This is a genomic window from Nostoc sp. (assembly GCF_036917815.1).
GTDB lineage: Bacteria > Cyanobacteriota > Cyanobacteriia > Cyanobacteriales > Nostocaceae > Nostoc.
On sequence record NZ_JBALEK010000060.1, the window covers coordinates 104,049 to 128,937 of the forward strand.

The following is a 24,889-nucleotide window of genomic DNA, read 5'->3' on the forward strand; positions in this document are numbered from 1 at the left end:
GGTGAGAGGAATTAATGCCAATTTTTTCTTTCTTTGGATGAAACCACCCTGCTCTGCCCAAAATGGGAGAGGGGAGCAAATTCTCTAGTTCCCCGAATCCATGTTGGGATTCGGGGTTAGGGGATGAGGACAACTCTGGAACGCTTTCTCTTACCTGACTTCTACGTTAATTTGACACCAATGAACATGGTTATGCCTCTACAAGCACTGAATTTAACTCAATTGAAAACTATTCTTACGATCCCCATAAAGTCTTAAAATATTGTTAATTTCAGCCAAAACTCTCGACCTTCAACTTACAAGTATCACCCCAAAAATCACTATGGCTATCGGCTACGTCGCGCTTGTACTCCACGCACATCTGCCCTTCGTTCGTCACCCAGAAAGTGACTACGTGCTGGAGGAAGAATGGCTCTATGAAGCCATCACAGAAACCTACATCCCCTTATTGAAAGTATTTGAAGGCTTAAAGCGAGACGGTATCGACTTTAAAATCACGATGAGTATGACACCACCTCTAGTGTCGATGCTTCGCGATCCTCTGCTTCAAAAACGCTATGAAGCACACTTAGCCCAACTAGAAGAACTTATACAACTAGAAGCAAAACATAATATCAATAATGGGCATCTTCGTTATTTAGCCGAACATTACGCTACTGAGTTTAGCGAAGCGCGTCAGCTATGGGAAAGCTACGACGGCGACTTGGTGACAGCTTTTAAGAAGTTCCAAGACAGTAACAACCTGGAAATCATCACTTGCGGCGCTACCCACGGCTATTTACCGTTGATGAAAATGTATCCAGAAGCAGTGTGGGCGCAAATTCAGGTAGCTTGCGAACATTACGAACAAAACTTTGGACAAGCACCCAGAGGCATTTGGTTGCCGGAATGCGCCTATTATGAAGGTTTAGAGCGGATGCTCGCTGATGCTGGGTTACGCTACTTCCTCACTGATGGGCATGGCATTCTTTACGCCCGTCCCCGTCCGCGTTTTGGCACTTATGCCCCAATTTATACCGAAACAGGTGTTGCTGTCTTTGGTCGAGATCATGAATCTTCCCAACAGGTATGGTCTTCGGAAGTGGGCTATCCTGGGGCGGCGGAATATCGAGAATTTTACAAAGATTTGGGCTGGGAAGCAGAATATGAGTACATCAAGCCCTACATTATGCCCAATGGTCAACGGAAAAATACGGGTATTAAGTATCACAAAATTACGGGGCGTGGCTTAGGGCTGTCAGATAAAGCGCTGTATGATCCGTATTGGGCTAAGGAAAAGGCAGCAGAACACGCTGCTAACTTTATGTATAACCGAGAGCGGCAATCTGAGCATCTTTATGCTCTAATGCAGCGACCGCCAATTATCGTTTCGCCTTATGACGCAGAGTTATTTGGACATTGGTGGTATGAAGGCCCTTGGTTTATTGATTATTTATTCCGCAAGTCGTGGTATGACCAAGGAACATATCAAATGACCCATTTAGCAGACTATTTGCGGGATCAGCGAACTCAGCAAGTCTGTCGTCCTTCGCAGTCGAGTTGGGGTTTTAAGGGTTTCCACGAGTATTGGTTGAATGAAACAAATGCGTGGATTTATCCGCATTTGCACAAAGCTGCTGAACGAATGATTGAAATTTCGCACCTGGAACCGGAGGATGAATTGGGGGTGAAAGCCTTGAACCAAGCGGCGCGGGAATTGTTATTAGCACAATCTTCTGACTGGGCATTTATTATGCGGACGGGAACAATGGTACCCTATGCGGTTAGACGGACGCGATCGCACCTAATGCGGTTTAATAAGCTCTATGAAGACGTTAAAATCGGCAAAGTTGACAGTGGTTGGTTAGAAAAAGTCGAGTTAATGGATAATATCTTCCCCGAAATCAATTATCGCGTCTACCGTCCGTTGTAGTAGTAGGGTGGGCAATGCCCACCTTATCCTGCTCCTGAGCTGATTAGCTGGTCAATATGAGATAAGTTTCTAAGGGACTTCCAAATAAAAAAATGTCCCAAAACTGACCCAAAAACCCTCTCTATTTCTCCTCTCTCTGTGTTCTCTGCGCCTCTGTGGTTCGTTTATTTGGATAATTTATTTCTTGGAAGTCCCTAAGGTGTAGAAAACTGCAATTTTTTTGGTTCGGCAAACCCTATAAATGCTGAATTGAATTTGACTACACATCACGTTCTTATGTCAGCCAGAAGTGGGCGTATTTTGTTGTCGGCACAGCCAAAAAGCGATTGGTAATAATTCTACCAAGCACTGTTCAAGAGGTGGAATGATGAAAAAGCCATCCTCTAGGCGTGTACCGTACTCCTTTACTTAAGATTTTCATAGTCTTTCGTTAAGATACCTTGAATAAATTGAGGATTAATCATCTTAATCAAGTTATGGCGTTTTACTTAGGGAGGACAAGTGAGCAGATATTTAAAATTCAATGGAATAAACAAAGCATTTGAGTGGCTATGGCAGACTTTGAGACATAAGTTACTTATGCACCTATCCATTGTGGTGCTTGTGACTTTTTTCTTCAGCTTAACTGTACATTCCATAGTGGCTAAAACCGTATCAAGTACACCACACCCGAAAGTGATTTTGATTTCCCTGGATGGCGCAACACCAGATTTTGTGGAACAGTATCTTAAAAAAGGTGTGCTGAGTCGAAGACAGGGATTGGGACTTCTGAAAAGGGAAGGAGTTTACGCAGAGCGAAACATTACTTGTAGTGCATCCCTAACTGCGGCTTGTCATATAGCAATTGGTACAGGTTCAACCGCAGCTCGCAATGACATTAACAGTAACACATTCCACTTGGTTGCTAGTCCCTTTACTTCTAATATCAGTGGTTTTGGCGCTCCCATCGGTGGTTATTCAACTTTTGGGGCTGCTGCCAGTTTACAACCTACTGCTGAACCTGTGTGGGTTGGACTCCAGCAAAATGGGAAGAAAGTTGTGGCCGCTACCTTTCCCGGTGCAGATGGAGTTGATGTACGAGTACCGGGTTTAGCCAATAGCCCAATTATTCAACCTGCTAACAGAAGAACTGTATCGTACACAGTTCCTTTTGGTGCTTTTGCTGGGGTAGGTGCGAGTGGTTTTAGTTTAACCGCCGCAAATTTTAGTGCGGCTTCTAGCCAAATAGTTAGTCAACTCAATAATGCCGGAAGAGTTTCCTATAGCCCGATTCAGCAAGCTGCTTTAAACGATCGCTTTACTGTTGGTGGCGTTAGCTATGATATCCAAGTTGCGGCATTAGATACAAGTAACGATCGCAAGACCAACTATGATACGTTAGTCTTCTTTGATGCTCAAATTGGTATTCCAGTCGGGCCTTTTAGTTTACCTGCAACTGGCCCTGCCTATGTTAGAGCGTGCGATCGCCGTTCTAGTCTATTTTACTTGTCAGGTAGTTCCAAGCAGGCAGGAGCAGCATTTTACGTCAGCAATCTTGCCCCTGACCTGAACATCGTGCGGATTGCCCGTTATTCTGCTAACGCGATTCCTCAAAATCCGGCAGCACAAACTAGTGTTGATGACATTCTCAAGAACGTAGGCTTCTGGGCACCCCAGGCTGATTTTCGGATTCCAGAACGCCTCAGCCCTGGATTTACAACTTTCCCCGACAGGGAGCTAGAAGCTATTTATGAAGACCAAGTTAAACTGTTTGTAGACTATCAAACTCGACTGGCATTGAGAGCAATCAACCAAAACCCTGATGCCGACTTAGTTATGGTTTATATTGAACAACCAGATGGATCGGAACACCAGTTTCTCTTAAGTGATTCTCGCCAGCCCAGTGACCCCACAAATCCATCCTCTATTGGCGTAGGACAAGATCAAGCCAAAGTCACTCGATATAGAAGCTATGTACAGACAGCTTACCGGGCTGCTGATAATGCTGTAGAACGCATCATGAACGCAGTAGGTACAAATCGTCAAGGTCAACCTAATAGTAACATCATAGTTGTTTCCGACCACGGTTTTTCTGCCTTCCATACAGAAGTTAACCTTAATAACTACCTCAGAAGTAGAGGTTTTGACTTAACTAGAGTCCGTGCTGTGACATCAGGTCCAGCCGCCAACATATATATCAATCTTCAAGGGCGTGAACCCAACGGCGTTGTGACTCGTGCTGAATATGTAACTCTACAACAACAAATCATCACAGCTTTGCGAGAATTAGTAGACACCAATCCTAACTATGTCCTTGGACGACAAAAAAAGGCAGTTTTTGATCAGATATACCCTCGTCCCCTACCAACTAATTTAAACGACCCAAGTTTTGGACTGGGTACAAGTGAATTTGTTGGTCAAGATACTGGTGATGTCTTTGCAATCATGGGTGAAGGATATAACTTTGACGGAAGACAAACTCCGGCTGTAACTCGTTTAGGCGACGCGGATAATTCAGTTTTTTCCGTGCCTAACTTCTATGGGGCGCATGGCTACGATCCCAAAATACCTAATCTCAGTGCCATTTTCTATGCCGCAGGCCCCGACATCAAGCGCCGTGGCAATATCGGCACAATTCACAATATCGATATAGCCCCCACTATCAACAGTTTACTAGGTGTTCCCTCTGCCCCAACTGTTCAGGGAAAAGCTCTCAAGATTAGAAAGTAACTACTTCGTTATTCTCGGAGTGCTGACTTCTCCACCGCCTGGGATGCGGAGTCAAACTACTATTCAGTAGCTTGACCGCTCCCAATTCAAAGAGGAAAAAAGAGCGTTCGCATCATGCCCATATAGGTATTTAACTAAGACTTATGAGTAACTAAAGTATGTTTACTGTTATTTAGCAGAGAAGGTGGAATAACCTCATTACTTTTTTTAACTAAACGGTTGCCCCCACCGCTCCCACATTTCCTTGATAAACCTGCCACAAAAATTGGCTCCAATCTGGCGCGATTGTGGGAACAACATATCTCTGCGATTGACTGAAATTGGCTTTGACGTTTCACAGATGGTAGCAGTAGAAAAAATGCTTGCAGATTCGTAGTAATATCAGCATGATTCTTGATATCAATTTTTATACAACGAGAAAAAAATAGGAGTCATCTGAATGTCTACATTTACCGTCACTAATACTAACAACAGTGGTGCAGGTTCACTAAGGCAGGCAGTTCTAGATGCCAATGCCCTGACAGGAAAAGACATTATCAATTTTGGTGGACTCTTTACTGATGGTTTGGCTCATACCATTAGTTTGACTGGTAGTAGTCTGAGTATCACAGATAACCTGACCATTGAAGGCACAAATGCCAGCTTACTAACAATTAAGGATGATAGTGCTGACCGTGTTTTTGATATTAGCAGTGGTGTAACATCTGCAATCAATGGGCTGACTATTACCAATAGCTACAATAGCGCCGGAGGTGGTGGTGCGATCTCCAATGAAGGTGTCCTTGACTTGAGCAATAGCATCATCACTGGCAACACTGTAAAGAGTAACGCAACCCTCCACGGACTTAGCATTGGTGAGGGCGGTGGCATTTTAAACAGTGGTAGTCTCACACTGAATTACAGTATCATAAGTAACAATTCGACTATTGCTGCTGACACGGTACCACTATATGATGGTGATTCTTCTAATGCAGTTATTGTCGCTGGCGGTGGTATTTACAACAGTGGCAGTCTCACACTGAACCACAGCACCATCACTGATAATTCATCAATTTATTATGACGCTCAAGGCGGTGGTATTTACAACAGTGGCAGTCTCACACTGAACGACAGCACCATCAGTGATAATTCATCACAATGGTATGGCGGCGGAATTTACAGCTATGGCACTATAACCGTAAATAACAGCCGCATCAGTGGCAATTTATCACAATGGTACGGCGGCGGGATCTACAATGATGGGAATAGCATCCTATCGGTGAATAATAGCATCATCACTGGTAATTTAGCAGAATACATCGCTAACGTCGGCGGCGGCGTTGGCGGCGGAATTTACGGCGGTGGTAGTATAAACGTGAGTAACAGCCGCATCAGTGACAATTCGGCACAATATGACGGTGGCGGCATTTACAGCTATGGCACTATAACGGTGGATAATAGCACCATCAGTGGCAATTGGGCACAACACGACGGTGGCGGCATTTACAGCTATGACACTATAACGGTGAATAACAGCATCATCAGTAATAACTATGCCAGCGAACATGGGGGCGGCATTTATAACGATGGCACTATAACGGTGAGTAAAAGCACTATTATTGGTAATTCGACAAGCGGCGAGGGCGGTGGTATATACGATGTTGGCATTTATTATCCAGGGTATCATCAGCCAGGGTATATAGATATCTCTAAACTCACGGTAACAAATAGCACTATTAGTCACAATCGGGCAACCACTGGAGGTGGTATCTACAATAATGGTACTCTATCGATTACTAACAGCACTATCAGTAATAACTATGCCAGCGATTATGGTGGCGGCATCTACAACTCTAGTTCTAATGGGGACGGTAGCGACAATCAATTTGGCATCGTTACCATAAGTTATAGCAGTATAACTGACAATACGGCACTTACTGCCGGCGGTGGCATCTACAATAATGCCGATGACTCTGGCGACTATTCTGGCACTGTTACATATACTCAATTAGGCAGCCTCACACTGAACTACAGCACCATTAGTGGCAATCAGGCACACTTTGGCGGTGGCATCTACAATGATGGCACCCTAACGGTTGGCAACAGCATTATTAGGCAGAATAAAGCTTTCGGGATCGAACTCAGTTCTGGTGGAGAAGAGTCTGGCGATGGTGGTGGTATTTACAACTTTAGTGATGGCACTGCCACAGTAGATTACAGCACCATCGCTGGTAACTTTGACACACCCGAAGCGGATTCAAATCAGTTTATCAAGCTTGATAATCTCGTAGGTAAATTCATCACCAAAGGTTGATTCGTGAGAGTTTAAAACGATATTAATGTTTTCCTCGCTTGAATCGGGAGAGCGATGTCTACGACGGGCTGCGACGCTCCTGCGGACGCTGGTGGACTCGCTACCGCTACGCTACCGCTACGCTACCGCTGCGCTATCGGTGTCGCTTTTTTTGATTTTTTGTCCGTCTCTAAGTCACAACTATAACCGTGACTAAACTCCTGGTTATAGTCATGACTTTTTTCTCTAGTGACTGACATAATGGCTTGCTTAAATAAGCATATCTCGCGTAAAGGATTTCGTGAAATGTCTATTAAATTTGGTATTTCTAGTTTAGAACAAACGTTGGGATATGTGACTGAAGCTGCACTTGAAGTATTCAGTCCTAATCATGACAGCTATCCAGCAGTTGGCGTACAACCTTTTTCTGGCGAACCTTGGAAAGAGGGTAAGCATCACGGGAAACACAAACATCATTAATCTGTTAATACCAATTAAGTAAGCTCACCTTGTTGCCCAACAATCTGAGCGGGCGATCGCATTGCTTGCCGGCGGCGATCGCTTCTATTGGTTTTCAACTTGTGAACAATTTGAAGTGACGGCGCTATGTTCAAAGGTTCTGGCAATTTGGCATAACAAGTCTCTGAATTGCCGTTTAAATGAGATATCAACAGAACAAAACAGCCACAAATCGCCAGTTGTTGATCCAACGCTGTAGAAGAACAAGAGCAGCCAATTCACAGCGCTCGGTCATCGCAACTCTTGGAGACGCTGCGCGAACGCCACAACTGGCTAGTAATGTACTAGAAAATAAATAGTAAAGGTGATATGGCGTACCCGCCCACTTTATAGCGATCACTCTCTTTTCCTCGCTTGATTGGGGCGATCGCTTGAATGAAGGGGCAATCGCGCTGATGATGCCGGAGGTGATTGCTTTACAATTACTCCAATTTGACATCATATTTTGGGGGTCGGCTCAGTGCTATTAACCAAATACTTATGCTCAAATAATGTAGTTTCATCTAGACAATATCCGTCCAATTAAATTTTAAATAAGTTCCTTTTGAGAGGAAAAATATATATGGCTTACGATATTACGATGTGTCCAGGACAAAATTGCCCAATAAAACAAAATTGTTCCCGTTTTACAGATGAAATTCTGGGTCGGCAGGATTTTTTTGGAGAAGCTCCTTATAATTTTACTACTAATTCCTGTGAATATTTTATCAGTAACTACCCAGATAACAATAAAATCCGTTTGAAAGCTTATGAAATCTGGCAACAAATGGGCTATCCAAATGGCAAGTCTGTAGAACATTGGCTTCAGGCTGAAAAGGAGTTGATAGATTTGAAAATTTAACTTTATTAGGTAAATTAAGCTCTGAAGTTAACTGTTAACAATTAGACCTATTGCAAAAAAATTTTGTGGTACATGGCGGGCGTAGCTATCGCTAGGGAGCGATCGCATAGAGTGAGTGTGCGATTCTTCGAGAACACCGCAGGCATCGCTCTTTGTAGACCCCATGCCATTTAACCAAGCGAGAAAATTATTGGCAGAGAATGGCTTCAAGCAATTTCTTAAAGCACCTTTTTCCGAAACGCAGTGTTCATAGTTGCTCCGGCGTTTTTCGTCTAGTTAAATATTGTGTATCTCCCCCACAAACGTCGTCAAACCAGACAACTTCAGCGTTTCGTAATGGTGTTGGGATCGCAACAGATTTTAGAGGTTCGGTGAGCATTGGTTTGTGATTTTCATCTCAATGAATGGTTTGGTGATGTGTTTGCCCTGATATAAGCAAAAGCAATGGGGCGGAAGTTTCAGTCGGTACTCTCTGAGACACGATCACTTAAATAAGTGCGCCAAAATAAATGCAGCCGTCGCTGCTAAACCGCCAATTAAGGCTGTTTGATAACCCGATTTTATGGGTTTCGTACCCGTAAAAGTCAAAAAAAATCCGCTTACCTTTGGGCTAAATACAGTCTAGAGGACAAACAAGATCCAAAGAAAAGGGAAGCATTTAAAGAAAAATTACAAGGATACTTAGAAGCGTCAAAAGCAAGTCCAGAGAAGATTCAAGTCTGGTTTTAGGATGAGAGCGGTGCATTGAGCCTATTGACTTTTTTAATTAATCATCACACTCTTGTCAACAATGTTTTGAAAAAACTTTGCAAGTGTTCATTGTTTTCGGAACCAGCGCTACAACCGGAGTAGGAATAGGTTTTAACTCTATCGCTACTGCTTTGATTGTTAAGGGCTAATGCTACATCGTTTAAACTCGTTAACAGGTTTATCTCACTTCAAAATGAAGTTGCGATCGCCATTTAACGAATGGCACTAATAAAACGTGAAACCTAGTTTGGACAAGGTGTTGGGGGTAGGGTGTTGGGTGTAGTGTTTAAGACAATTGAATTTTAGTACGTCAAACAGAGCAATATCGAATTAATTTCCCACACCCCAATACCTGCAACCCCACACCCCAAAACCATGAATCTCAAGGATTTGCCGATATCTTAGTGCCATTGGGTTTAGACCCCCAATCACATAACTGACTCTTATGGAACTTTCCTGTTCAATTCCAGACTAGTATATTGTGCATCAGTTAAGATATTACAGAAAAAATACTGCAACATTTTATCTTCATTAGCACCTGCAAATAAGAGAAAACACTTTTAATTGGGGTCAATCATTCCATGACTAAAATATCTCAATCTCAGTCGAGAACTGCCTTATCTTTGTTACTACAAATGACTTTTAGTGCATTCGCACCTTTGGTTATTGCCAGTCCCACATTTGCTCAATCGACATTTACTGATGTTCAAGGCAATTGGTCACAATCATGTATTGCCCAACTGGCTCAACAAGGAATTATCAGTGGTTACCCAGATGGTACTTTCCGTCCCAATGCCTCTGTAACCCGCTCTGAGTTTGCCGCTATGATTGGTAAGGCTTTCCCAAATGCACAAAAGAGTCGTAATCCAGTTCAATTCGCAGATGTCCCCAGCAATTACTGGGCCCATAATGCAATTGCAACAGCCAACCAGACAGGCTTCTTGTCCGGCTACCCTGGACAGATTTTTAATCCTACTCAAAATATTCCTCGCGCTCAAGTTCTCGTCGCTTTAGCTAGTGGCTTAAATTACTCTCCTACTCAGTCTCCGACTACCACCTTAACTGCAAACTTTGCTGATGCCGGTTCTATTCCTACTTATGCTCAGAGTGGTATTGCTGCTGCTACTGAAAAACGTCTGGTCGTAGATTACCCTGATGTTAAGTCCCTCAGACCTAATCAATTAGCTAGTCGTGCTGAAGTCTCAGCTTTTTTATGTCAAGCTTTAACACCCTCTGGACAAACCTCTAGTATTCCTGGGCAGTATATTGCAGATGCGACTGGCTCCTCAATCACTGCCCTACTTAACTCTGGAACTTCTATTCCTGTTAAATATCTGGATGCCAAGAAAATCGTTGTTAGTCCCAAGGAAACTGCACCTCTAACCCTGACAGTCGCAACTGATATCAAAAATAATCAGGGAACTCTAACTATTCCTGCTGGTAGCCAAGTTGTTGGTCAATTGCAACCTGTAGACGGTGGTTCTCAATTTGTCGCTAGTCAGCTGATTATCAATGGTCAGCAGTTTCCAATTAATGCCTCTTCGCGTCCAATCACAACTACACAAGATGTACGTAGTCCTAACATCACAGCTATTCTCCAAGATGCTGCTGTCGGCTCCGCCGCCGCCGCCGGAATTTCTGGCATCACTGGTAACAAGCATATTACACTTGGCAAAGTCTTAACTGGTACTGCCATTGGTACAGCCGTTGGCGCAAATCAAAATCGTAACGTTCTCTCGACTTTGAGAGATACTGCAATTGGGGCTGCTGCCGCCACTGGAATTTCTGGCATCACTGGTAATCGCACTATCACTGCTGGAAAAGTTATCGGCGGCGCTGCGGCTGGTGCTACAATTGGCGGCATTGTTGATTCCACTTCTACCAATCAAGTCGTTGTAATTAATCCTAATAGCGACTTAACTTTAACGTTAAATAGCGACTTCAGCAGATAAACAAAAGCGGTACGCCAACGCCAGAATGCAATAGTTTCCCTCACTTCAACAAAGAGGCTTTTGGTAGGGGCACAAACCTGCATTTCTCACAAGTGAGAAATGCAGATCCAAGAGTTGGTGGGCTACTCGACGTGGCATACATTTATAGATAGGATTTACGCAAAAATCGCCAAAAAGCTTAATTTATCGAACCGCCTTCGCGCTTCGCGTCTCGTAGAGAAGACGCCAAGAACGCCAAGAATCGTAGAGTGTGCGTAAGTCCTGATAGAATTTCCCGTTCTATTCACCACGATGAGCATAACTAAGGATTTATTTCACAGAAAATAGTCAATAAACTCAAAGCAAGACATATCTAAGGATGAAGCGATCGCAATACTATCCTTATAATGTAATGTAATGTAAATCAAATTACATAAGCTTATGGAGCCAGACTCTTTACAAACCGAGGTGATTCTGACACATCCGCGTGAGTCACTCGGCAAAGTGCAACTTGATTGGACACCCCAACCCGGAAATTATCTCGATTTTGAAGGTAAAACTTATGCGGTTTTAGAGCGCCGCCATCGATACCAACTTCAAGGTGGACGCTACCGCTTACATAATATTGCCATTTACGTGCAGTCTGCTAAACGACCATCTGAGAAAAGTTTGGTGGCGGGACGTTGGGTAATCGGTGATGCCACCTGCTGCTACAATGCTCATTCAGAACTCATTCGCTGTGCAGTCAACCCAGATGGGCCTTGCGAATCTTGCCACTTTTATGAAAAGTCTTAGGAGAGACGCGATTAATCGCGTCTGTACAGGAGTTAGGAGTTAAAAGTTATTCTCCCTCATCTCCCTCATCTCCCTCATCCCCCCGCACCAAAGACTTCTCCCACGATTAAGCGGGTACCATTAACAAAATCCCATCCCGACTGGGGACGTTTACCAGCTAGCTGAACCTCTCGCAACAGCAACAAACCTTCCCCAGTTTGGACGATCGCCCCAATTCCTTTAACAATGTTGACTACCTCTCCAGGTCTGTCTGATATATTTGACAAATCAGGCAACTTATGAGTTAATTCTTGTAATTCTGGTGGTAGATGGCGATCGCCTACAGAACCAACGGGAGCAGAAGCGGTGATTTTAAACAGGTTTTCACGAAAGGTAGCCGTGCAGTTAGGGTAAAAGCCTCTGATTTGATTATGTAATTGCATCGCGCTTTTTGACCAATCCAAACCATAATCTGGTTTTTGAATCAGAGGTGCATAAGTAGCTGCTAAATTATCTTGGGGAATTGGTTGAATTTCTTGACGTTCCAACTTCAACAGAGTTTCTACCAACAAATCTCCACCAATGGCCGCTAGTCTGTCGGCTAAATCTTGGGAATTATCCAGTAATCCAATGGGTGTAGTGGCTATTTGTAACATTGCGCCGGTATCCATCCCCACATCCATTAACATGGTCGTGATCCCCGTTTCACTCTCTCCGTTGTACAAACACCACTGAATTGGTGCTGCACCGCGATATTTGGGTAAAATCGAGCCATGCACATTAATGCAAGCCAATTTTGGCATCTTCAATATTTTTGACGATAAAATCTGTCCATAAGCGACAACAACAAACACATCTGCATCTAATTGTTTGAGTTGGGTTAAAGTTTCAGTATCTTTTTTCACCCGTTCGGGTTGCCACACTGGTAAGTTGTGAGCAGTTGCGATCGCTTTTACTGGTGAAGGCGTAAGTTTATTTCCGCGTTCCCGGCGTTTATCTGGTTGGGTGACAACTGCCAACACCTCAAATTCTGAATGATTCAATAACTTTTCCAAGGTGGGCACAGCAAACTGGGGTGTACCAAAGAATACAATTTTCATTAATAATTAGTTGTTAGTCATTACTTAATGGTAAATGCGCCCATCATAACTGACAACAAACATTTAAGTTGCAAATTCACCAAGCTAGGATTTAGCAGGCTCCTGTATTCTGGAGGGCAGTTGCAACTAGCTTAGACAACGAATTTTGGCACAAGGTTTAACACCAACGCGATCAGTATCAATCCAATAGCCAATCTCAGGAGAGCTTTCGATAAACGACTGGTAAATTTTGATGTGCGTAGGCGTAGCCCACCGCAGGTATCGCTCATCGGTGAGAGGTCAAAGTAAAGCGCATTTTGTCAATCAGTTAAAATACTCAAAATATCCTTAATAAAATTATGCAGCATGAGCAAAAGCTCTTGAGCTTGTTCACTGGACCTCTGCTTCACTTGGTTAGCAAAAGTTCTCAGGCTAAATTCTTGTTCTAAAGATTACGATATGTGTGGTGTTATAAATTACGCTCACTACGAGCGAGGAATGCGATGAAACGGAAGCAGAGGGCGATACCTACGCACTCACTGACAATAGCCAATAAACTTATTTGGCGGGAGATGGGGCTTGATAGTGTAAATTATTTGTCATCTGTCTATAATCTAGTCTTGTTGGAGTCAGAACCTATATGCATTTACTCAAAGTATCAATTTTAACGGTATTGGTAACAACATTTTCATTTGTTCAACAAAGCCGTGCTGACACCATTGCGCCACCAGTTAAGACACAGGTGAAGGAAGTAGCACAGTGGTTCACTGGTTTTTTTGATAATGCCCAACAGGTTACTAATATCCCTTCTGTACCATTAATTACTATGTCAAATTGTAGTGTGCAACTGGATGATACTAATCCTCTGGCTGACACACAAAACGTTTATCTGGAACAAGAAAGCCCAGGTTTTGAACGCCTACGCCTTTATTCTTTTAGTGAAGCAAATTCGGCGGTGAATCTAAGTATTAGCAGCTTTTTGAATGAAAATACTGTACGCGGGTTATGCAATCACTCCCCGTCTACGCGAACTGTTAGCATTAACAATGTTGAGAAGAACACTTGTAATCTGGAATTATTTTGGGAGTCGAACAGCTACATTGCAAATAACGCTCCTAATGGCTGTATAACAAGTGATGGCTTCAAAGTGGTTTCCGACGTAACCATTGAGCAGAGTACCATTGACTCCCTAGACAAGATTTTTGATGCTAAAGGTAATTTGCTGATCGCCACACCCATCGAATTCCGTCGAGTTGACTCTGTTCCAGAACCCTCAGTCACATTCGGGTTGCTGGCTTTGGGAATTTGGAGTACAAAAAACGCAATTTCAGATAACCTAAAACAGAAATCAAAAAAGAATAAAACCTCTGTTTAAAGTTAGCAATTTATGCGACAAAGCAATAAAAAACTCCACGCCACTTGCGGGATGGAGTTTTTGGGCATGGGAAATGGGGAATGGGGAATGGGGAAGAAGTTACCAATGCCCAATTTTTCATGAGCGATCGCACCACTCGGTAGGTGTGAAGCACCCAGACTTTTATAACCCGCAACTTGGTTTAATATCCGCTGTTTGGTGGTACAATGTTTTCGTATTGGTGAAGCCAAAGGCTGCTTGATTAATTTAATAGTTAAGTTGACAAGTATCACAGCTAGTATCAGCTGCATCTCCCTTTTGTGAACCTAATCGTTTAGTGGTGTCTCGTCACGAGCCACTAGAGCATCTACCGAGTAAATTTTGTTGTGTTCCCGATCATTTTCCCAAAATTGGCTTTGAATAGAGTTGGGTTTTTAGAAAATTGTTGCGTCTTCTAGCTGTTTTTGTAGTTTCAGATCGCAATTTTTGACTTTGGGTTGCTGACAGCAATATTTTCTGAGTATGATGTATTATCCGTCCGCTTTCCCAGCTTTTAACTTAACGCCTCACTTTTACCATTATGAGGGTTTGCGCTGTTATATTAGGGTGTTAACTGGCTTCTTTGCTCCGTACTAGCGATCGCTAGCACGATGCCCAATAGCCGAGCCATCTCACTTCTGATTGCTAGCGTGATTGCCTTAACTATACCCGGAATCTCCCTTGACCAATACTTGTTTTTGGTGTGGTTGGGTATATTAACAGCAACATTACATATCGTGTAGTAATTACTGAATTATCAGCACATTTACTATACTCGCATATTTATGCAAAAAAACACCTAGTACATGAGCAAGAAAAACCGTAGCTAATGATACTTAATTTTTGTAAACCTCTGCAAACTTTGAAGAAATTATTTCGTCAAAGCTTTTAGTTTGTTGTTATACATATAATTACTGCCTGCCCCATTGCTGCTGATGTATTGCTTCTCACATAGCAACCGCCCCTCTAGAGAGTCTACAAATGCTTAAACCCCTTTTGCTGTCAGGATGGTTCCGCGCGCAACCATTTCTCAATTACGTTGTCGTTGTGATACTGATTGCACCCTTGCTTGGGGCATCGGGTCAATCAAACCCAGCAAGATCCGAAGTAGCTAAACTAACTTCGATAACTGGAGAGTCTGACTCTGTATCAAAGGAAATAGCTGTAGTTGGGGAACCTGAGATAGCTGAAACATTAAAAGCAGATCAAATTAACTCGTCAACAGAAAAATTTGACTCTGCGCCAACACAAAGTACTGCTGTTCAGGAACCGCAAGTATTACCAGCAGATAAAATTGAGTCTTCGGCTCAAATAGATAGTTCTGTGTCAAGCAGCAATTTAACTGTTCCTGATTCTTTGGCAGCAGTTGAACTTGCACCATTAACAGATGTTCATATTAGTCAACTTAATTTAGTACAAAAACTCAAAGCTGCTAATGTCAAATCTTTGAAAGGAAAAGAAAATTCTCTCTCTGGAGAAAAGTCTTTTACCAAATCATTGACAGCAACTCAAGTAGCACCAAATTTGAGAGAATCACAACCAACCACAACGAGGGAAATACCTACTGCTGAACCAGTTGATGAGTCCCAAGCAGAACAAATAGATCCCATAGGTAGTCCTCATCCGATTCCTTGGAAATGGATTACAGCTACTCAAGCGGCAATTGCTTCTAATGGTGGTTCAGGAGTGCGTCACTACCGGAGCGTACCCGTGATTTCTCCAGATGGTAAATATGCTGTTTATAGCCGGGTGCAATTAGAGGTAAGACCGGAAATGTACAACAGCCGTGTCACCAGCGTTCTGTTTGTCCAAGATATGCAAACTAAGAAGTTGTGGGTGATGGCTTCGACTACTCCTGTTAGCGATCCTTTATTAAAGGTAAAGGCTGTAAAGGCAACGTCGTCAGAAGAAACTGATACGGACGGTAAAATTGGGGTATTAGTTCCAGTTAGCTGGTCAGAAAAAGGCGATCGCTTCTTAGCACGCAAGTTTGAAGGTATATTTAACACAGGTGATTCTACAGATAGTGCAGTGATTTGGGATCGGCAAAACAATCACGCTAATACAGTTGCTCCGGCTAATGACGAAGATCATGAAAAAACTGCCGTATTATTAGGCTGGAGTAAAAGCCAACCGGATCATGTGCTGTTCCGTACAGGTGAATTGGGCGAGGAAAACTGGCCATTAATGCAAGTTGCTAATGATGGCAAGACTGTCGCTACAACAGACAATGATCAGCCAATTACTTTTGGTAAAAAGATTACAGAAATTTGGGCAGGGCCACAAGTTGCTTATCGATAGTTTGTAGAAAATCTGGTGTTGCTGATTGATGGGATAAATTTTGTCTCACCCAAAGGCGAGATAGCAGAGGCGTACAGGTAACTGTGCGCCCCTACGAATTAATTGTATTGTCACACAAACCAGTTCTATAGAAATCCGATTTGATTTCTGAAAAAATCTAAGTATGTATAGGGTGTGTTATCGACGAGAGTACGGCACCAAAACTTGAAGAAGAATGCAGAATCCAGAATTCAGAATTCAGAATCAATCAGTCGGGGATTCAGACCCGCCACTGTCTTGTTGACCAAAGCCTCCAACGCCACTTGCTACAACGCTCTTAACCCGCGCAACGCAGTGGCTCCCCAACAAAGCAATTTTTTTGCCACATTTTAGCCGACCACAATCGCCGAGAAAGGCTCCTCCAAGCTATTCGCTGGCTAGAAAGCGAACCTTCAACCCTTGGAGTCAGCGATCGCTAAAAAGACTGCATCCAAGTAAATCTTCAATAATTAGGTTCAACAACAAGACTTGATTTTCTATCAACTTCTATGGTAGCCTGCGTGCAATTAAACTACTAATCACCGATATATTCACCGTAGTTTAGTTGCACAATTATTTCTGTTTTCTGGCATTACTAGTAAGGCGAGGTAAAAAATGTCTATTCAAAATACTGTATCCAGTTGGGAAGACTTGTTAGAGACTGCTAGAAAAAATACTCCGGCTCGGAGAGTGAAGAGGCCACGGCAATCTCCTTCTACTGCACCAATCCCCACCAGTTTACTGAAACTTCCTCCAGATACACAACTGCCAGTCCTCCTTTATCGAGATACTAATTCCTGGTGTCCTTTCTGTGAACGAGTTTGGTTTGCACTAGAAGAAAAGGAAATTCCCTTTGCAACCGAGTTTATCGATCTGAGTAATAAACCCAAATGGTACACTGATCTAGTTCCTACAACCCTTGTCCCGGCGGCAAAAATTGACGGGAAATTAGTATATGAATCCAAAGATATTCTCTTGGCTTTAGAAGAAAAGTTTCCACATCCAGCATTATTGCCTGAAAATCCAGAGGAAAACGCGATCGCTAGACAGTTGCTTGAAGAGGCTGAGACTAACGGTTTTAAAGATATTGCCTACAAATTCCTGAGAGAAGCAACCGCAGATGCTCAGGAGTTAGCAAACTTACAAGCCGCATTTGAGGTGAAATTAGATGAACTTGAGCAAACTTTGGCTAAATATCCCGGAGCATACTTTGTCAGTACATTTAGTCTGGTAGACACTATGTATAGCCCTCATCTGGATAGATTGGCGGCTAATTTACCTGTGTATCGAGGATATCATCTCAAAGGAAATCCCCGCTTTCCTCGCATCAATGCTTGGTTTGAGGCACTTAATCAGCGTCCTGCTTATCATCGGGTGAAGTCAGATAATATTACCAACAATTTACTTTTGCGTCGCAGATGGGGCGCACAACCTATCGGCAATCTCTTACCTCTTGATGCAGCAGATAGTGAGAAAATCCAATATAGAGCAGAAGCAGCTGAGAGACTGAGCGATAATCGTGAAGTTGCGATCGGAGATATTCTGAAAAATTCTGGGGTGCAAGCTTTAGCCGGAAATGGCGATATCTCGGCGATTAAAGAAGCAGTTGATTTTCACCTCAGACTACTAGCAGACTATCTCATTAATGAAAATAACGTCCCATTACCTTGGGGTAGGGTTGGTGGAAAAGAAAATATTGATCCAACCTTAGCTGCTGTTGGAGCCATTACCCTTGCCTATGTGAGAAATCGCATCTGTGCCCCAAGAGATATGAGTGCTGGTGCCGCAACAGCATTTCGGGCGGCAGCAGATAAAGTGTTGGCATCTATTTATTAATGATTTGGCTGTTTCTAGAGTGAGCGAATAATTCGTAATTCGTAATTAAGAAGGTTCAAGCCCCCACTGATTGTAACTACGAATGACGTTAGCGAGTTCGTTTACCCCTAATCTTAATGGGACTTAAACATTTTTGAGGCTTGATTTCTCCCTCAAAAATGTTTAAGTCCCTTTAAGCAACCTAGGCGCAGCATCTCGTAGAGGATTAAAACTATACAGACTTATCACCCTTTTCCCACTCAGGTATGACACCTTTGATCCGGCGGATGGGCAAATTAGCAATTAAAGCTGTGGTTCGTTGGTTGCTTTCTAAAGAAAACTCCAAGCCCTCTGTCTCAATTTCGACATAGCGACAGACTACATCCAGGATTTCTTTTCGCATTTTTTCCAACGTTTGAGGATCTAAATCAGCGCGATCGTGAGCAATCACCAATTGCAGGCGACGTTTAACTTGAGTTCGACTGCTATCAGGGCCGCGAGAAAAAAGTTTTTCTAGAAGTTCAATCATTACGAATAGGTCTGGGGCGGAGACTGGAAAATAAGTTAAACAATCTTTGTCCTGAACAACCTTCGTATACGGGCGAAGATGCTGTCTTGGGACGAGTCGATCTCCAGAAATTCCACACTTTCCCCTTCTAATCTACGAGCAATGTTCTCAAAGGCTGTGGCAGCTAAAGAGGGATTTTCCGCTAACACTAAGGGTTCGCCGCGATTGGTAGATACAATAACACGCTCGTCGTCAGGGATTACCCCGATCAGGGGAATGGCGAGAAGTTCCTGAACATCTTGCACTGACATCATATCATTTGCTTTCACCATTGCGGGTCTGATGCGGTTAATTATTAAATGAACACGCTTGATGCCTTGTGCTTCTAGTAACCCCACGACCCGATCGGCATCACGGACTGAGGAAATTTCTGGCGTGCTGACAATTAGCGCTTCTTTTGCCGGCCCGATCGCATTTTTAAACCCATTTTCAATCCCGGCGGGGCTATCAATAATCACGTACTGATACTTTTGCGCTAGCGCATTTACCAATAACTTCATCTGTTCGGGTGTGACTGCATCTTTCGAGCGATTTTGAGCTGCCGGCAGAAGTACGAGATTGGGTTGGCGCTTATCTTTCACCAAGGCTTGTTCTAGGCGGCACTCTCTGGCTAAGACTTCCACCGCAGTATAAACGATGCGGTTTTCCAGCCCTAGCAGCAAATCCAAATTTCTCAGACCAAAATCTGCATCAACCAAGGCAACTTGACGCCCCATTTTGGCTAAAGCCATGCCCAAATTTGCTGAAACTGTGGTTTTACCCACTCCTCCTTTGCCGGAGGTAATCACAATAATGCGAGTCATGATAGAAATGCAGTCAATGAGGGTTCAGGAAATATAAAACAGTAAATTGCAGTATAAAGTATGAAGTATCGTATCAAGTATGAAGAAATATCTGTTCTCCTTGATGAGGTGAAGCATGAATATTTGTTTTATTTCATCTTACTTATATACTTCATTCTTTAAGTAAATATTTTAAGTAAATGGCTCTTGATTGTTCTTGGTGAATTGATTTCGGGAAAAATCAGTCGCCCTAGCGATGCGAATTCCTTGGGGTGTAATATGTGCCACCTCTGGAGAAAACTGCATTGGCGGTTTTTCTGGTGCCCTCGCTACAGCATCTGCGATCCGTAATTGGGTTGGTTCCATTTGCAAGGCCATAATCAGACACTCACGGTTGCCTCCAGCCCCAGCATGAGCAATTCCACGTAGGCGACCCCAGATGATAATATCTCCATCTGCAATTACAATACCACCTGGATTTAAATCTCCCAAGAGAATTACTGTCCCAGGATGACGAATTTCGACTCCAGAGCGGACTGTCATTTCTAGATAAAGGGCATCTGCCTGGGGGATGGCTGTAGCCGTTGGCTCGGTACTCAGGGAAGTTACGGGCTGTAATTGTTCTACCGAATACCCAGATGTGACGGCGGCGATCGCAGTTTGCCGCCGACTGGTTGAGACAGATATGAGTCGCAGTTGGACTTCACTTAAAGCCTCGGCGAGTTCTTGGAGTTGTCTGGAATCTACTAGGCGGTCTTGTGCCATTAGATGTACAGGTGTATTAGATACACGGAAGCGATCGCCTGCATTCAAACGTTGCCTGATTTGTTGCCAAATATCAGACCAAGTGAGTTCTGAGGCAGATAGTTGAGATTCCGGGGGCAAAATTAATAACAGTCGTCCCTCCTTACTCTTTAACTGGACTTGAGTATTATCATTTACGCGGTGCCCTGGTAATGCTAACTCATTAGGATTTAAATCTGTAAGGATAAAATCTGATCCCGCATCAGTATTTGACTCTACATCTGGTTTAGCAGGATTTGACTCTACATCCCCAAGGACAGTATTTGATTTTAAATAAAGGAGGACAGAATTTAACTCAGCATCCGGGGGGATAGAATCTGACTCTACATCAGAAACATTAGGATTTACCTCTACCTCAGAAAAGATAGAGTTTGATTCTGCATTAGGAAGTGCAGAATTTGACTTGAGATTGGGAATCGCAGAATCAGAAGCCATGAAGTACTAGCCAAAAGACAACAGATTTTAAATTTTGGGTCGCACCTTTGGTGCGCTTCCAGCGCAACTTGGATTTTGGATTTGTGTCACCCACAAGGGGTGAAAGCGCATAGCGGGACGTTAGTTCGACATCAACCAAAAGATTCTTTAATCTCAAATCTCAAATGTCAAATTGGCACGGTCAACCTCTGATAAACTGTCCCCAAGGCATCAGCATCGCCGACATTACCTGGAAACAGCACCACAGGCAAATCAGGAAACTGGGGATGATCGGATGACGTTAACACCATTGAACAACCAGCTAAAACTTGACCGAGTAAACGGGCTGAAGTTAAAGCTAGTCCAGTACTCAAGACATCGTTGGAAGTAATACCACCCTTGCTAATTAGGAATCCTATATCAGATGGTAAACCTCGAACAATATCCATCAATAAACTTGAAACTTGTACCCCAAACTCCAATCGTGTGTTGACATCTTTAAAACTCAGTTCCTGACGGCTAGTATAAACTACTGGTGTTTTGCCAGCCCCATGTACCGCCCGTGTACTTTCTTTGATTTCAGTTAGCAATGCCACAGATTGATTTGCCCCATCATCAAGTAATCGCGCTACATTGACTTCAATCCCCACAGTTCCCTCTAGTTGCAATAGCGCCTCTAATTGCTGAGTAGTCTTTTTCACATGGGAACCAACAATCACCGCACCTGGTTTGCCTTGTCGCACGTACTGCGCCATGTTTTCGGCGGCAATGGGTTGGGGTGGTAAAGCGGCTAAAGCGGTTAAAATACTGGCAGCACTGCGAAACAGAAAGCGTTTGCCTTGACTTGCTGCTGCTAATATGTCTACTGCAAAGCGGTTGAGATCAGCTTGAGTTTCACCATCGACGACGGCGCATTGATTACCACTGAGTTTTAACAAGCGTGACAAACTACCAGCGCGAATCTCGGCGAGAAGAAATCTTTCTACAACTTCGCCACTAATTCCTCCTTGAGTCTTTTCTTCGACGTACTTGGGTAAGTAACTGTGATGGTAGCTGAAGACGGAATCACGGGCAAATTCGGTTTCATGGACTGGGGTGGGTACACCGCCAATAATCAAGTAATGCACGCTATCGCGGGTGATGCGTCCACCCTCAAAAAAAGCTGGTACGAGAAAATGAGCATCAAAAGGGCCGAGTTCTTGGGCGATCGCATCTGTTTCAATGGGATAATGTCCCCGCAAGGTAGAATCAGAACGGCTGACAATCAGAAAATCGTCAATTCCTTCAGCATTCAAAGCGATTTTCAGGTTTTGGCAAACTTCTTTGGTGACAGATGCAGCTGACTCTGGGGTTAGGGATCTAGTATTAGTCAGCACAAAGAAAATCGGCGAATCATCCTGCAACCCAATACGTAAAGTGTCCACATCCCAGTGCATTAGCAGCAAGCAGCTATGGACTGTTTGAGAACCTGTAGGGTCATCATCCAAGACAATTATTTTGGGTTTGTTGGTCATTTAAGTTTTCTGGGAAAGTATTGGGCGACTAGAAGTCGCGACTACACAAAGCTTAGTCCACCTCCGTGGACTAATAAATCAAGGGTTTTCTAACCTGCGGAGGCAGGTTTTGTCTGTGTAGCCACGACTTCTAGTCGCCCAAGCTTTACAAACATCTAGGGAACTCCAAGAAATAAATTATCCAATATTGTGGGGTGGGCATCCTGCCCGCCCACTCCATAGGGCGGGCGAGACGCCCAGCCCACAAGAGTTAATTGAATATTTTTTTATTTGGAAGTCCCCTACTTAGCCTTTCTGCAATTTTCTGATTTCTGCTTGCACATCGATCGCAATTTGCAATGATTGATTTAGCAGCTGACCATATTCGCCTGCTTGACTACTAACTTGTAAAGCTTGCAGACTGGCTAAATTATTGACAAATAACTCTTGGTTATTAGCAAGCAGCTTTTTATTATCCCGCAAAATTCGTTCCGTTTTCAGAGCGCGGACTAAATCTTCTCTGATTAGTTGCAGGGCGGCGGTGACTTTATCTCGGTCATGGATGCTGCTTTCTACGTTTCCTGACGCTGCCAATTGGTCATTAATATCGATGGCAGCAACTAGGTCATGATATTTATCAACTTCATCTAAAAGTATTGTCAGTCCTTCGGGACAGGTCAACTGTCGCCACAGCCATCGCCCCACCAATATCGGCATTGGCACTAAAATTAGTAAAAGAATTCCGAATTTAATTGAAGACCCAATTGTTGGCAGAATAATAAACGCATAAATAAACCCAACAATTATTGGCGTTAGCGCCAGCGTCACCAGCATTTCATTGATCAAAAACCCTAATCGCTTCTTGCTATCTCGCAGAACAGAAGGGCGAAAAACGTCTTCTGGATCGAACCCAGTTAAACGTCTCAGTTCCCCCTTGCTAATTTCCAAGCCTATTAAGTCCGGCTGCACGGCTGCATACTCCTATGGAAACCCCATCATTTTAATCGGGTTTACCGTGATGATTGTGGTTATATTCAGGAAACCAGTTTTCATCTAAAATTTGTTCTAAAGAAGCAATGGGTATAAGGGGAAATATGTCAATGGTAAGTTGAGAGCGTAGTTTACCAACCTAGGCATTGCTTGCTTCTGTCCTTACATCTTGATAACATTCATCAAATATTTCTAAAATATCAGGTTTTAAGCTAGGACTATCTTTAAGAGCATTTTTAATTTCTCTGCGAAAAGTCCTGATTTCTCCTTTCCAATGTCCTTAATTACGTTCTCGTTCTTTATCCCAACACTTGAGTTTTAGTAGATGTTCAAGAAGCTTAATTAATAAACTTTCAACTGTTCACTTCTCGCTTCTACCCATAGGTTCTAATTATTCTAACAAATTATCTAAATCAACAGCAGAAAACTGTCCAGTACGAAGTTGATTGATAGTTGTCCTTAGCCAGAGGTAATAATCTTCGTCGGATAAAGATTTTTCCGTCAATCCCCACTAGCTGAAGTCAGCGAAGAATTGGACTTTAGCCGCGATCGCAGTTTACCCCGCGATGACTTGACGCGATGACTTTTCTCCTTGATACCTGCCTGATTTCTGAATTTGTTGCCAAACACCCAATTCAATTGGTTTTAGATTGGGTAGATGCCTAAGTGCCAGACACTCTTTACATCAGCATGATTACAATTGGCAAAATTGCTAAAGGCATCAGTAAAATTACCGCGTCTAAGGGAAAAGAATCGTTAACGAAATGGCTAAATGAAACTTTACCTAGTCGTTTTAAAGATAGAATCTTAGGTATAAATTTTTCAACAAAGAGGCAGGGGGCAGGGGGCAGGGAGCGGGGGGAAATGACCCCTGACTCCTGCCTAGTTTGCGGAGCGGAACATGTTCTTACGTCCCCCACTTCTGCTAAGTGGTTCTCGTATTGGAGGGGTCGAATCCCTTTTCTGTTCTATCCCCCTTGCTCCCTGCTCCCTGCCCCTTTTCCTCTTTTTCAACAATGGTATTGTGGGGAAACTTAGTATAGCGGTTCCCATTCAGATGCGGTACAACATTATATCGCTAGGTGTAGGGGCACGGCAGTGCCGTGCCCTTACGGGTGTACCTAACTAGGTCGAGAAACGCTATAACTCGATTTCAGCCGCATTCGGTTATGCACTGCGATCGCCATTCTCCCCACAAAAAGCGATCGCTTGATGAATAAGTAGGGCGATAGCCGTACCCCTACGGGAAAGCAATACGCGTAGCGTCTCGCAGAGAAAGCTTAAGCTTTGCTTATTGGGAACGGCTTTGATGGAAGGATATCATCTGGAGATTGATTTTGAAGACAATGGTTTAGTTTTGTTAGAACAAATCCCACCATCGATTTCATAGATTCAAGATGAGGGGCGATCGCACTTTGGTATTAATGGCTTGGTTGAGTCGATGGGGAGTATTATCTCCCGCACCTCTCAGTTAGATCCGGACGTGCCCATTTCTGTGCATCCGGCTCCCGATGTTCTTAGCTT

Annotated in this window: 20 protein-coding genes and 3 pseudogenes; 11 read left to right on the top strand and 12 right to left on the bottom strand. The window is 43.4% G+C overall.

Going from position 1 to position 24,889, the window contains the following annotated elements; translation table 11 throughout:
• Positions 1 to 322: 322 nt before the first annotated feature.
• The 4 genes from V7K97_RS18160 to V7K97_RS18175 all read left to right on the top strand — a co-directional run bounded on the left by V7K97_RS18160 (position 323) and on the right by V7K97_RS18175 (position 7,373).
• The gene (locus V7K97_RS18160; protein WP_334802404.1) at positions 323 to 1,912 is read left to right on the top strand and encodes a glycoside hydrolase family 57 protein; all 1,590 of its coding nucleotides are present in this window, start codon (positions 323 to 325) and stop codon (positions 1,910 to 1,912) included.
• A 579-nt stretch (positions 1,913 to 2,491) separates the two neighbouring features.
• Positions 2,492 to 4,621, top strand: coding sequence for an alkaline phosphatase family protein (locus V7K97_RS18165; RefSeq protein WP_334802405.1), 2,130 nt, complete (start codon positions 2,492 to 2,494; stop codon positions 4,619 to 4,621).
• 439 nt (positions 4,622 to 5,060) lie between these two features.
• On the top strand, positions 5,061 to 6,914 hold the full coding sequence (locus V7K97_RS18170) for a beta strand repeat-containing protein (protein WP_334802406.1): 1,854 nt from the start codon (positions 5,061 to 5,063) through the stop codon (positions 6,912 to 6,914).
• Between the two features lie 285 nt (positions 6,915 to 7,199).
• Positions 7,200 to 7,373 carry a nicotinate phosphoribosyltransferase gene (locus tag V7K97_RS18175; protein ID WP_292793489.1) on the top strand — a complete coding sequence of 58 codons (174 nt, stop codon included), beginning with the start codon at positions 7,200 to 7,202 and terminating at the stop codon, positions 7,371 to 7,373.
• Positions 7,374 to 7,560: 187 nt separating this feature from the next.
• On the opposite strand, the gene V7K97_RS18180 is transcribed toward V7K97_RS18175, so the two are convergent.
• On the bottom strand, positions 7,561 to 7,854 hold the full coding sequence (locus tag V7K97_RS18180) for a hypothetical protein (RefSeq protein ID WP_334802407.1): 294 nt from the start codon (positions 7,852 to 7,854) through the stop codon (positions 7,561 to 7,563).
• A gap of 120 nt (positions 7,855 to 7,974) precedes the next feature.
• Here V7K97_RS18180 and V7K97_RS18185 point away from each other — a divergent pair, with 120 nt between their 5' ends.
• Entirely contained in the window at positions 7,975 to 8,253 is a 279-nt protein-coding gene (locus V7K97_RS18185) for a DUF2934 domain-containing protein (protein WP_334802408.1), read from the top strand.
• A 27-nt stretch (positions 8,254 to 8,280) separates the two neighbouring features.
• Here V7K97_RS18185 and V7K97_RS18190 read toward each other — a convergent pair whose 3' ends face one another.
• Both V7K97_RS18190 and V7K97_RS18195 read right to left on the bottom strand, forming a co-directional pair.
• The gene (locus tag V7K97_RS18190) at positions 8,281 to 8,463 is read right to left on the bottom strand and encodes a hypothetical protein (RefSeq protein ID WP_334802409.1); all 183 of its coding nucleotides are present in this window, start codon (positions 8,461 to 8,463) and stop codon (positions 8,281 to 8,283) included.
• A gap of 37 nt (positions 8,464 to 8,500) precedes the next feature.
• Positions 8,501 to 8,632, bottom strand: coding sequence for a hypothetical protein (locus V7K97_RS18195; protein WP_334802410.1), 132 nt, complete (start codon positions 8,630 to 8,632; stop codon positions 8,501 to 8,503).
• 206 nt (positions 8,633 to 8,838) lie between these two features.
• On the opposite strand from V7K97_RS18195, the pseudogene V7K97_RS18200 reads away from it, so the two are divergent.
• The 3 genes and pseudogenes from V7K97_RS18200 to V7K97_RS18210 all read left to right on the top strand — a co-directional run.
• Positions 8,839 to 8,979, top strand: a pseudogene (locus V7K97_RS18200) (IS630 family transposase); the annotation flags it as partial.
• 605 nt (positions 8,980 to 9,584) lie between these two features.
• Positions 9,585 to 10,955 (top strand): S-layer homology domain-containing protein, encoded by a 1,371-nt coding sequence (locus V7K97_RS18205; RefSeq protein WP_334802411.1) that lies wholly within the window; start codon positions 9,585 to 9,587, stop codon positions 10,953 to 10,955.
• A 420-nt stretch (positions 10,956 to 11,375) separates the two neighbouring features.
• Positions 11,376 to 11,729, top strand: a complete 354-nt coding sequence (locus V7K97_RS18210; protein ID WP_334802412.1) for a DUF6464 family protein — start codon at positions 11,376 to 11,378, stop codon at positions 11,727 to 11,729.
• A gap of 74 nt (positions 11,730 to 11,803) precedes the next feature.
• On the opposite strand, the gene fmt is transcribed toward V7K97_RS18210, so the two are convergent.
• Together fmt and V7K97_RS18220 are read right to left on the bottom strand one after the other, a co-directional pair.
• Positions 11,804 to 12,808 (bottom strand): methionyl-tRNA formyltransferase, encoded by a 1,005-nt coding sequence (gene fmt / locus V7K97_RS18215; protein ID WP_334802413.1) that lies wholly within the window; start codon positions 12,806 to 12,808, stop codon positions 11,804 to 11,806.
• A gap of 299 nt (positions 12,809 to 13,107) precedes the next feature.
• Positions 13,108 to 13,227 (bottom strand): annotated as a pseudogene (locus tag V7K97_RS18220) (hypothetical protein); the annotation flags it as partial.
• Between the two features lie 200 nt (positions 13,228 to 13,427).
• Between V7K97_RS18220 and V7K97_RS18225 the strand changes: the two are divergent.
• Positions 13,428 to 14,162, top strand: a complete 735-nt coding sequence (locus V7K97_RS18225) for a chromophore lyase CpcT/CpeT (protein ID WP_334802414.1) — start codon at positions 13,428 to 13,430, stop codon at positions 14,160 to 14,162.
• A 2-nt stretch (positions 14,163 to 14,164) separates the two neighbouring features.
• On the opposite strand, the gene V7K97_RS18230 is transcribed toward V7K97_RS18225, so the two are convergent.
• Positions 14,165 to 14,452 carry a hypothetical protein gene (locus V7K97_RS18230; protein ID WP_334802415.1) on the bottom strand — a complete coding sequence of 96 codons (288 nt, stop codon included), beginning with the start codon at positions 14,450 to 14,452 and terminating at the stop codon, positions 14,165 to 14,167.
• A gap of 709 nt (positions 14,453 to 15,161) precedes the next feature.
• On the opposite strand from V7K97_RS18230, the gene V7K97_RS18235 reads away from it, so the two are divergent.
• Together V7K97_RS18235 and V7K97_RS18240 are read left to right on the top strand one after the other, a co-directional pair.
• Positions 15,162 to 16,481 (top strand): hypothetical protein, encoded by a 1,320-nt coding sequence (locus V7K97_RS18235; protein ID WP_334802416.1) that lies wholly within the window; start codon positions 15,162 to 15,164, stop codon positions 16,479 to 16,481.
• A 633-nt stretch (positions 16,482 to 17,114) separates the two neighbouring features.
• Positions 17,115 to 18,335: a glutathione S-transferase family protein gene (locus tag V7K97_RS18240; RefSeq protein ID WP_334802417.1), complete on the top strand. Its 1,221-nt coding sequence runs from the start codon at positions 17,115 to 17,117 to the stop codon at positions 18,333 to 18,335.
• Positions 18,336 to 18,546: 211 nt separating this feature from the next.
• On the opposite strand, the gene minE is transcribed toward V7K97_RS18240, so the two are convergent.
• The 6 genes and pseudogenes from minE to V7K97_RS18270 form a co-directional block, all read right to left on the bottom strand.
• Positions 18,547 to 18,843, bottom strand: coding sequence for a cell division topological specificity factor MinE (gene minE, locus V7K97_RS18245; RefSeq protein ID WP_334802418.1), 297 nt, complete (start codon positions 18,841 to 18,843; stop codon positions 18,547 to 18,549).
• A 35-nt stretch (positions 18,844 to 18,878) separates the two neighbouring features.
• Positions 18,879 to 19,685, bottom strand: coding sequence for a septum site-determining protein MinD (gene minD, locus V7K97_RS18250; protein WP_334802419.1), 807 nt, complete (start codon positions 19,683 to 19,685; stop codon positions 18,879 to 18,881).
• Positions 19,686 to 19,856: 171 nt separating this feature from the next.
• Positions 19,857 to 20,903, bottom strand: coding sequence for a septum site-determining protein MinC (gene minC, locus V7K97_RS18255; protein WP_334802420.1), 1,047 nt, complete (start codon positions 20,901 to 20,903; stop codon positions 19,857 to 19,859).
• Positions 20,904 to 21,070: 167 nt separating this feature from the next.
• A complete protein-coding gene (locus V7K97_RS18260; RefSeq protein ID WP_334802421.1) occupies positions 21,071 to 22,396 on the bottom strand; it encodes a four-carbon acid sugar kinase family protein in 1,326 nt (441 codons plus the stop codon).
• A gap of 285 nt (positions 22,397 to 22,681) precedes the next feature.
• On the bottom strand, positions 22,682 to 23,344 hold the full coding sequence (locus V7K97_RS18265) for a hypothetical protein (protein ID WP_334802422.1): 663 nt from the start codon (positions 23,342 to 23,344) through the stop codon (positions 22,682 to 22,684).
• Positions 23,345 to 23,375: 31 nt separating this feature from the next.
• Positions 23,376 to 23,870 (bottom strand): annotated as a pseudogene (locus tag V7K97_RS18270) (DUF29 domain-containing protein).
• Positions 23,871 to 24,889 lie beyond the last annotated feature (1,019 nt).

Coding starts and splice junctions, on each gene's coding strand:
- fmt (WP_334802413.1), bottom strand. CDS start 12,808: ATGAAAATTGTATTCTTTGGTACACCCCAGTTTGCTGTGCCCACCTTG.
- V7K97_RS18225 (WP_334802414.1), top strand. CDS start 13,428: ATGCATTTACTCAAAGTATCAATTTTAACGGTATTGGTAACAACATTT.
- V7K97_RS18170 (WP_334802406.1), top strand. CDS start 5,061: ATGTCTACATTTACCGTCACTAATACTAACAACAGTGGTGCAGGTTCA.
- V7K97_RS18205 (WP_334802411.1), top strand. CDS start 9,585: ATGACTAAAATATCTCAATCTCAGTCGAGAACTGCCTTATCTTTGTTA.
- minC (WP_334802420.1), bottom strand. CDS start 20,903: ATGGCTTCTGATTCTGCGATTCCCAATCTCAAGTCAAATTCTGCACTT.
- V7K97_RS18180 (WP_334802407.1), bottom strand. CDS start 7,854: ATGATGTCAAATTGGAGTAATTGTAAAGCAATCACCTCCGGCATCATC.
- V7K97_RS18160 (WP_334802404.1), top strand. CDS start 323: ATGGCTATCGGCTACGTCGCGCTTGTACTCCACGCACATCTGCCCTTC.
- minE (WP_334802418.1), bottom strand. CDS start 18,843: ATGATTGAACTTCTAGAAAAACTTTTTTCTCGCGGCCCTGATAGCAGT.
- V7K97_RS18235 (WP_334802416.1), top strand. CDS start 15,162: ATGCTTAAACCCCTTTTGCTGTCAGGATGGTTCCGCGCGCAACCATTT.
- V7K97_RS18185 (WP_334802408.1), top strand. CDS start 7,975: ATGGCTTACGATATTACGATGTGTCCAGGACAAAATTGCCCAATAAAA.
- V7K97_RS18165 (WP_334802405.1), top strand. CDS start 2,492: ATGCACCTATCCATTGTGGTGCTTGTGACTTTTTTCTTCAGCTTAACT.
- V7K97_RS18210 (WP_334802412.1), top strand. CDS start 11,376: ATGGAGCCAGACTCTTTACAAACCGAGGTGATTCTGACACATCCGCGT.
- V7K97_RS18230 (WP_334802415.1), bottom strand. CDS start 14,452: ATGCAGCTGATACTAGCTGTGATACTTGTCAACTTAACTATTAAATTA.
- V7K97_RS18260 (WP_334802421.1), bottom strand. CDS start 22,396: ATGACCAACAAACCCAAAATAATTGTCTTGGATGATGACCCTACAGGT.
- V7K97_RS18175 (WP_292793489.1), top strand. CDS start 7,200: ATGTCTATTAAATTTGGTATTTCTAGTTTAGAACAAACGTTGGGATAT.
- V7K97_RS18195 (WP_334802410.1), bottom strand. CDS start 8,632: ATGCTCACCGAACCTCTAAAATCTGTTGCGATCCCAACACCATTACGA.
- V7K97_RS18240 (WP_334802417.1), top strand. CDS start 17,115: ATGTCTATTCAAAATACTGTATCCAGTTGGGAAGACTTGTTAGAGACT.
- minD (WP_334802419.1), bottom strand. CDS start 19,685: ATGACTCGCATTATTGTGATTACCTCCGGCAAAGGAGGAGTGGGTAAA.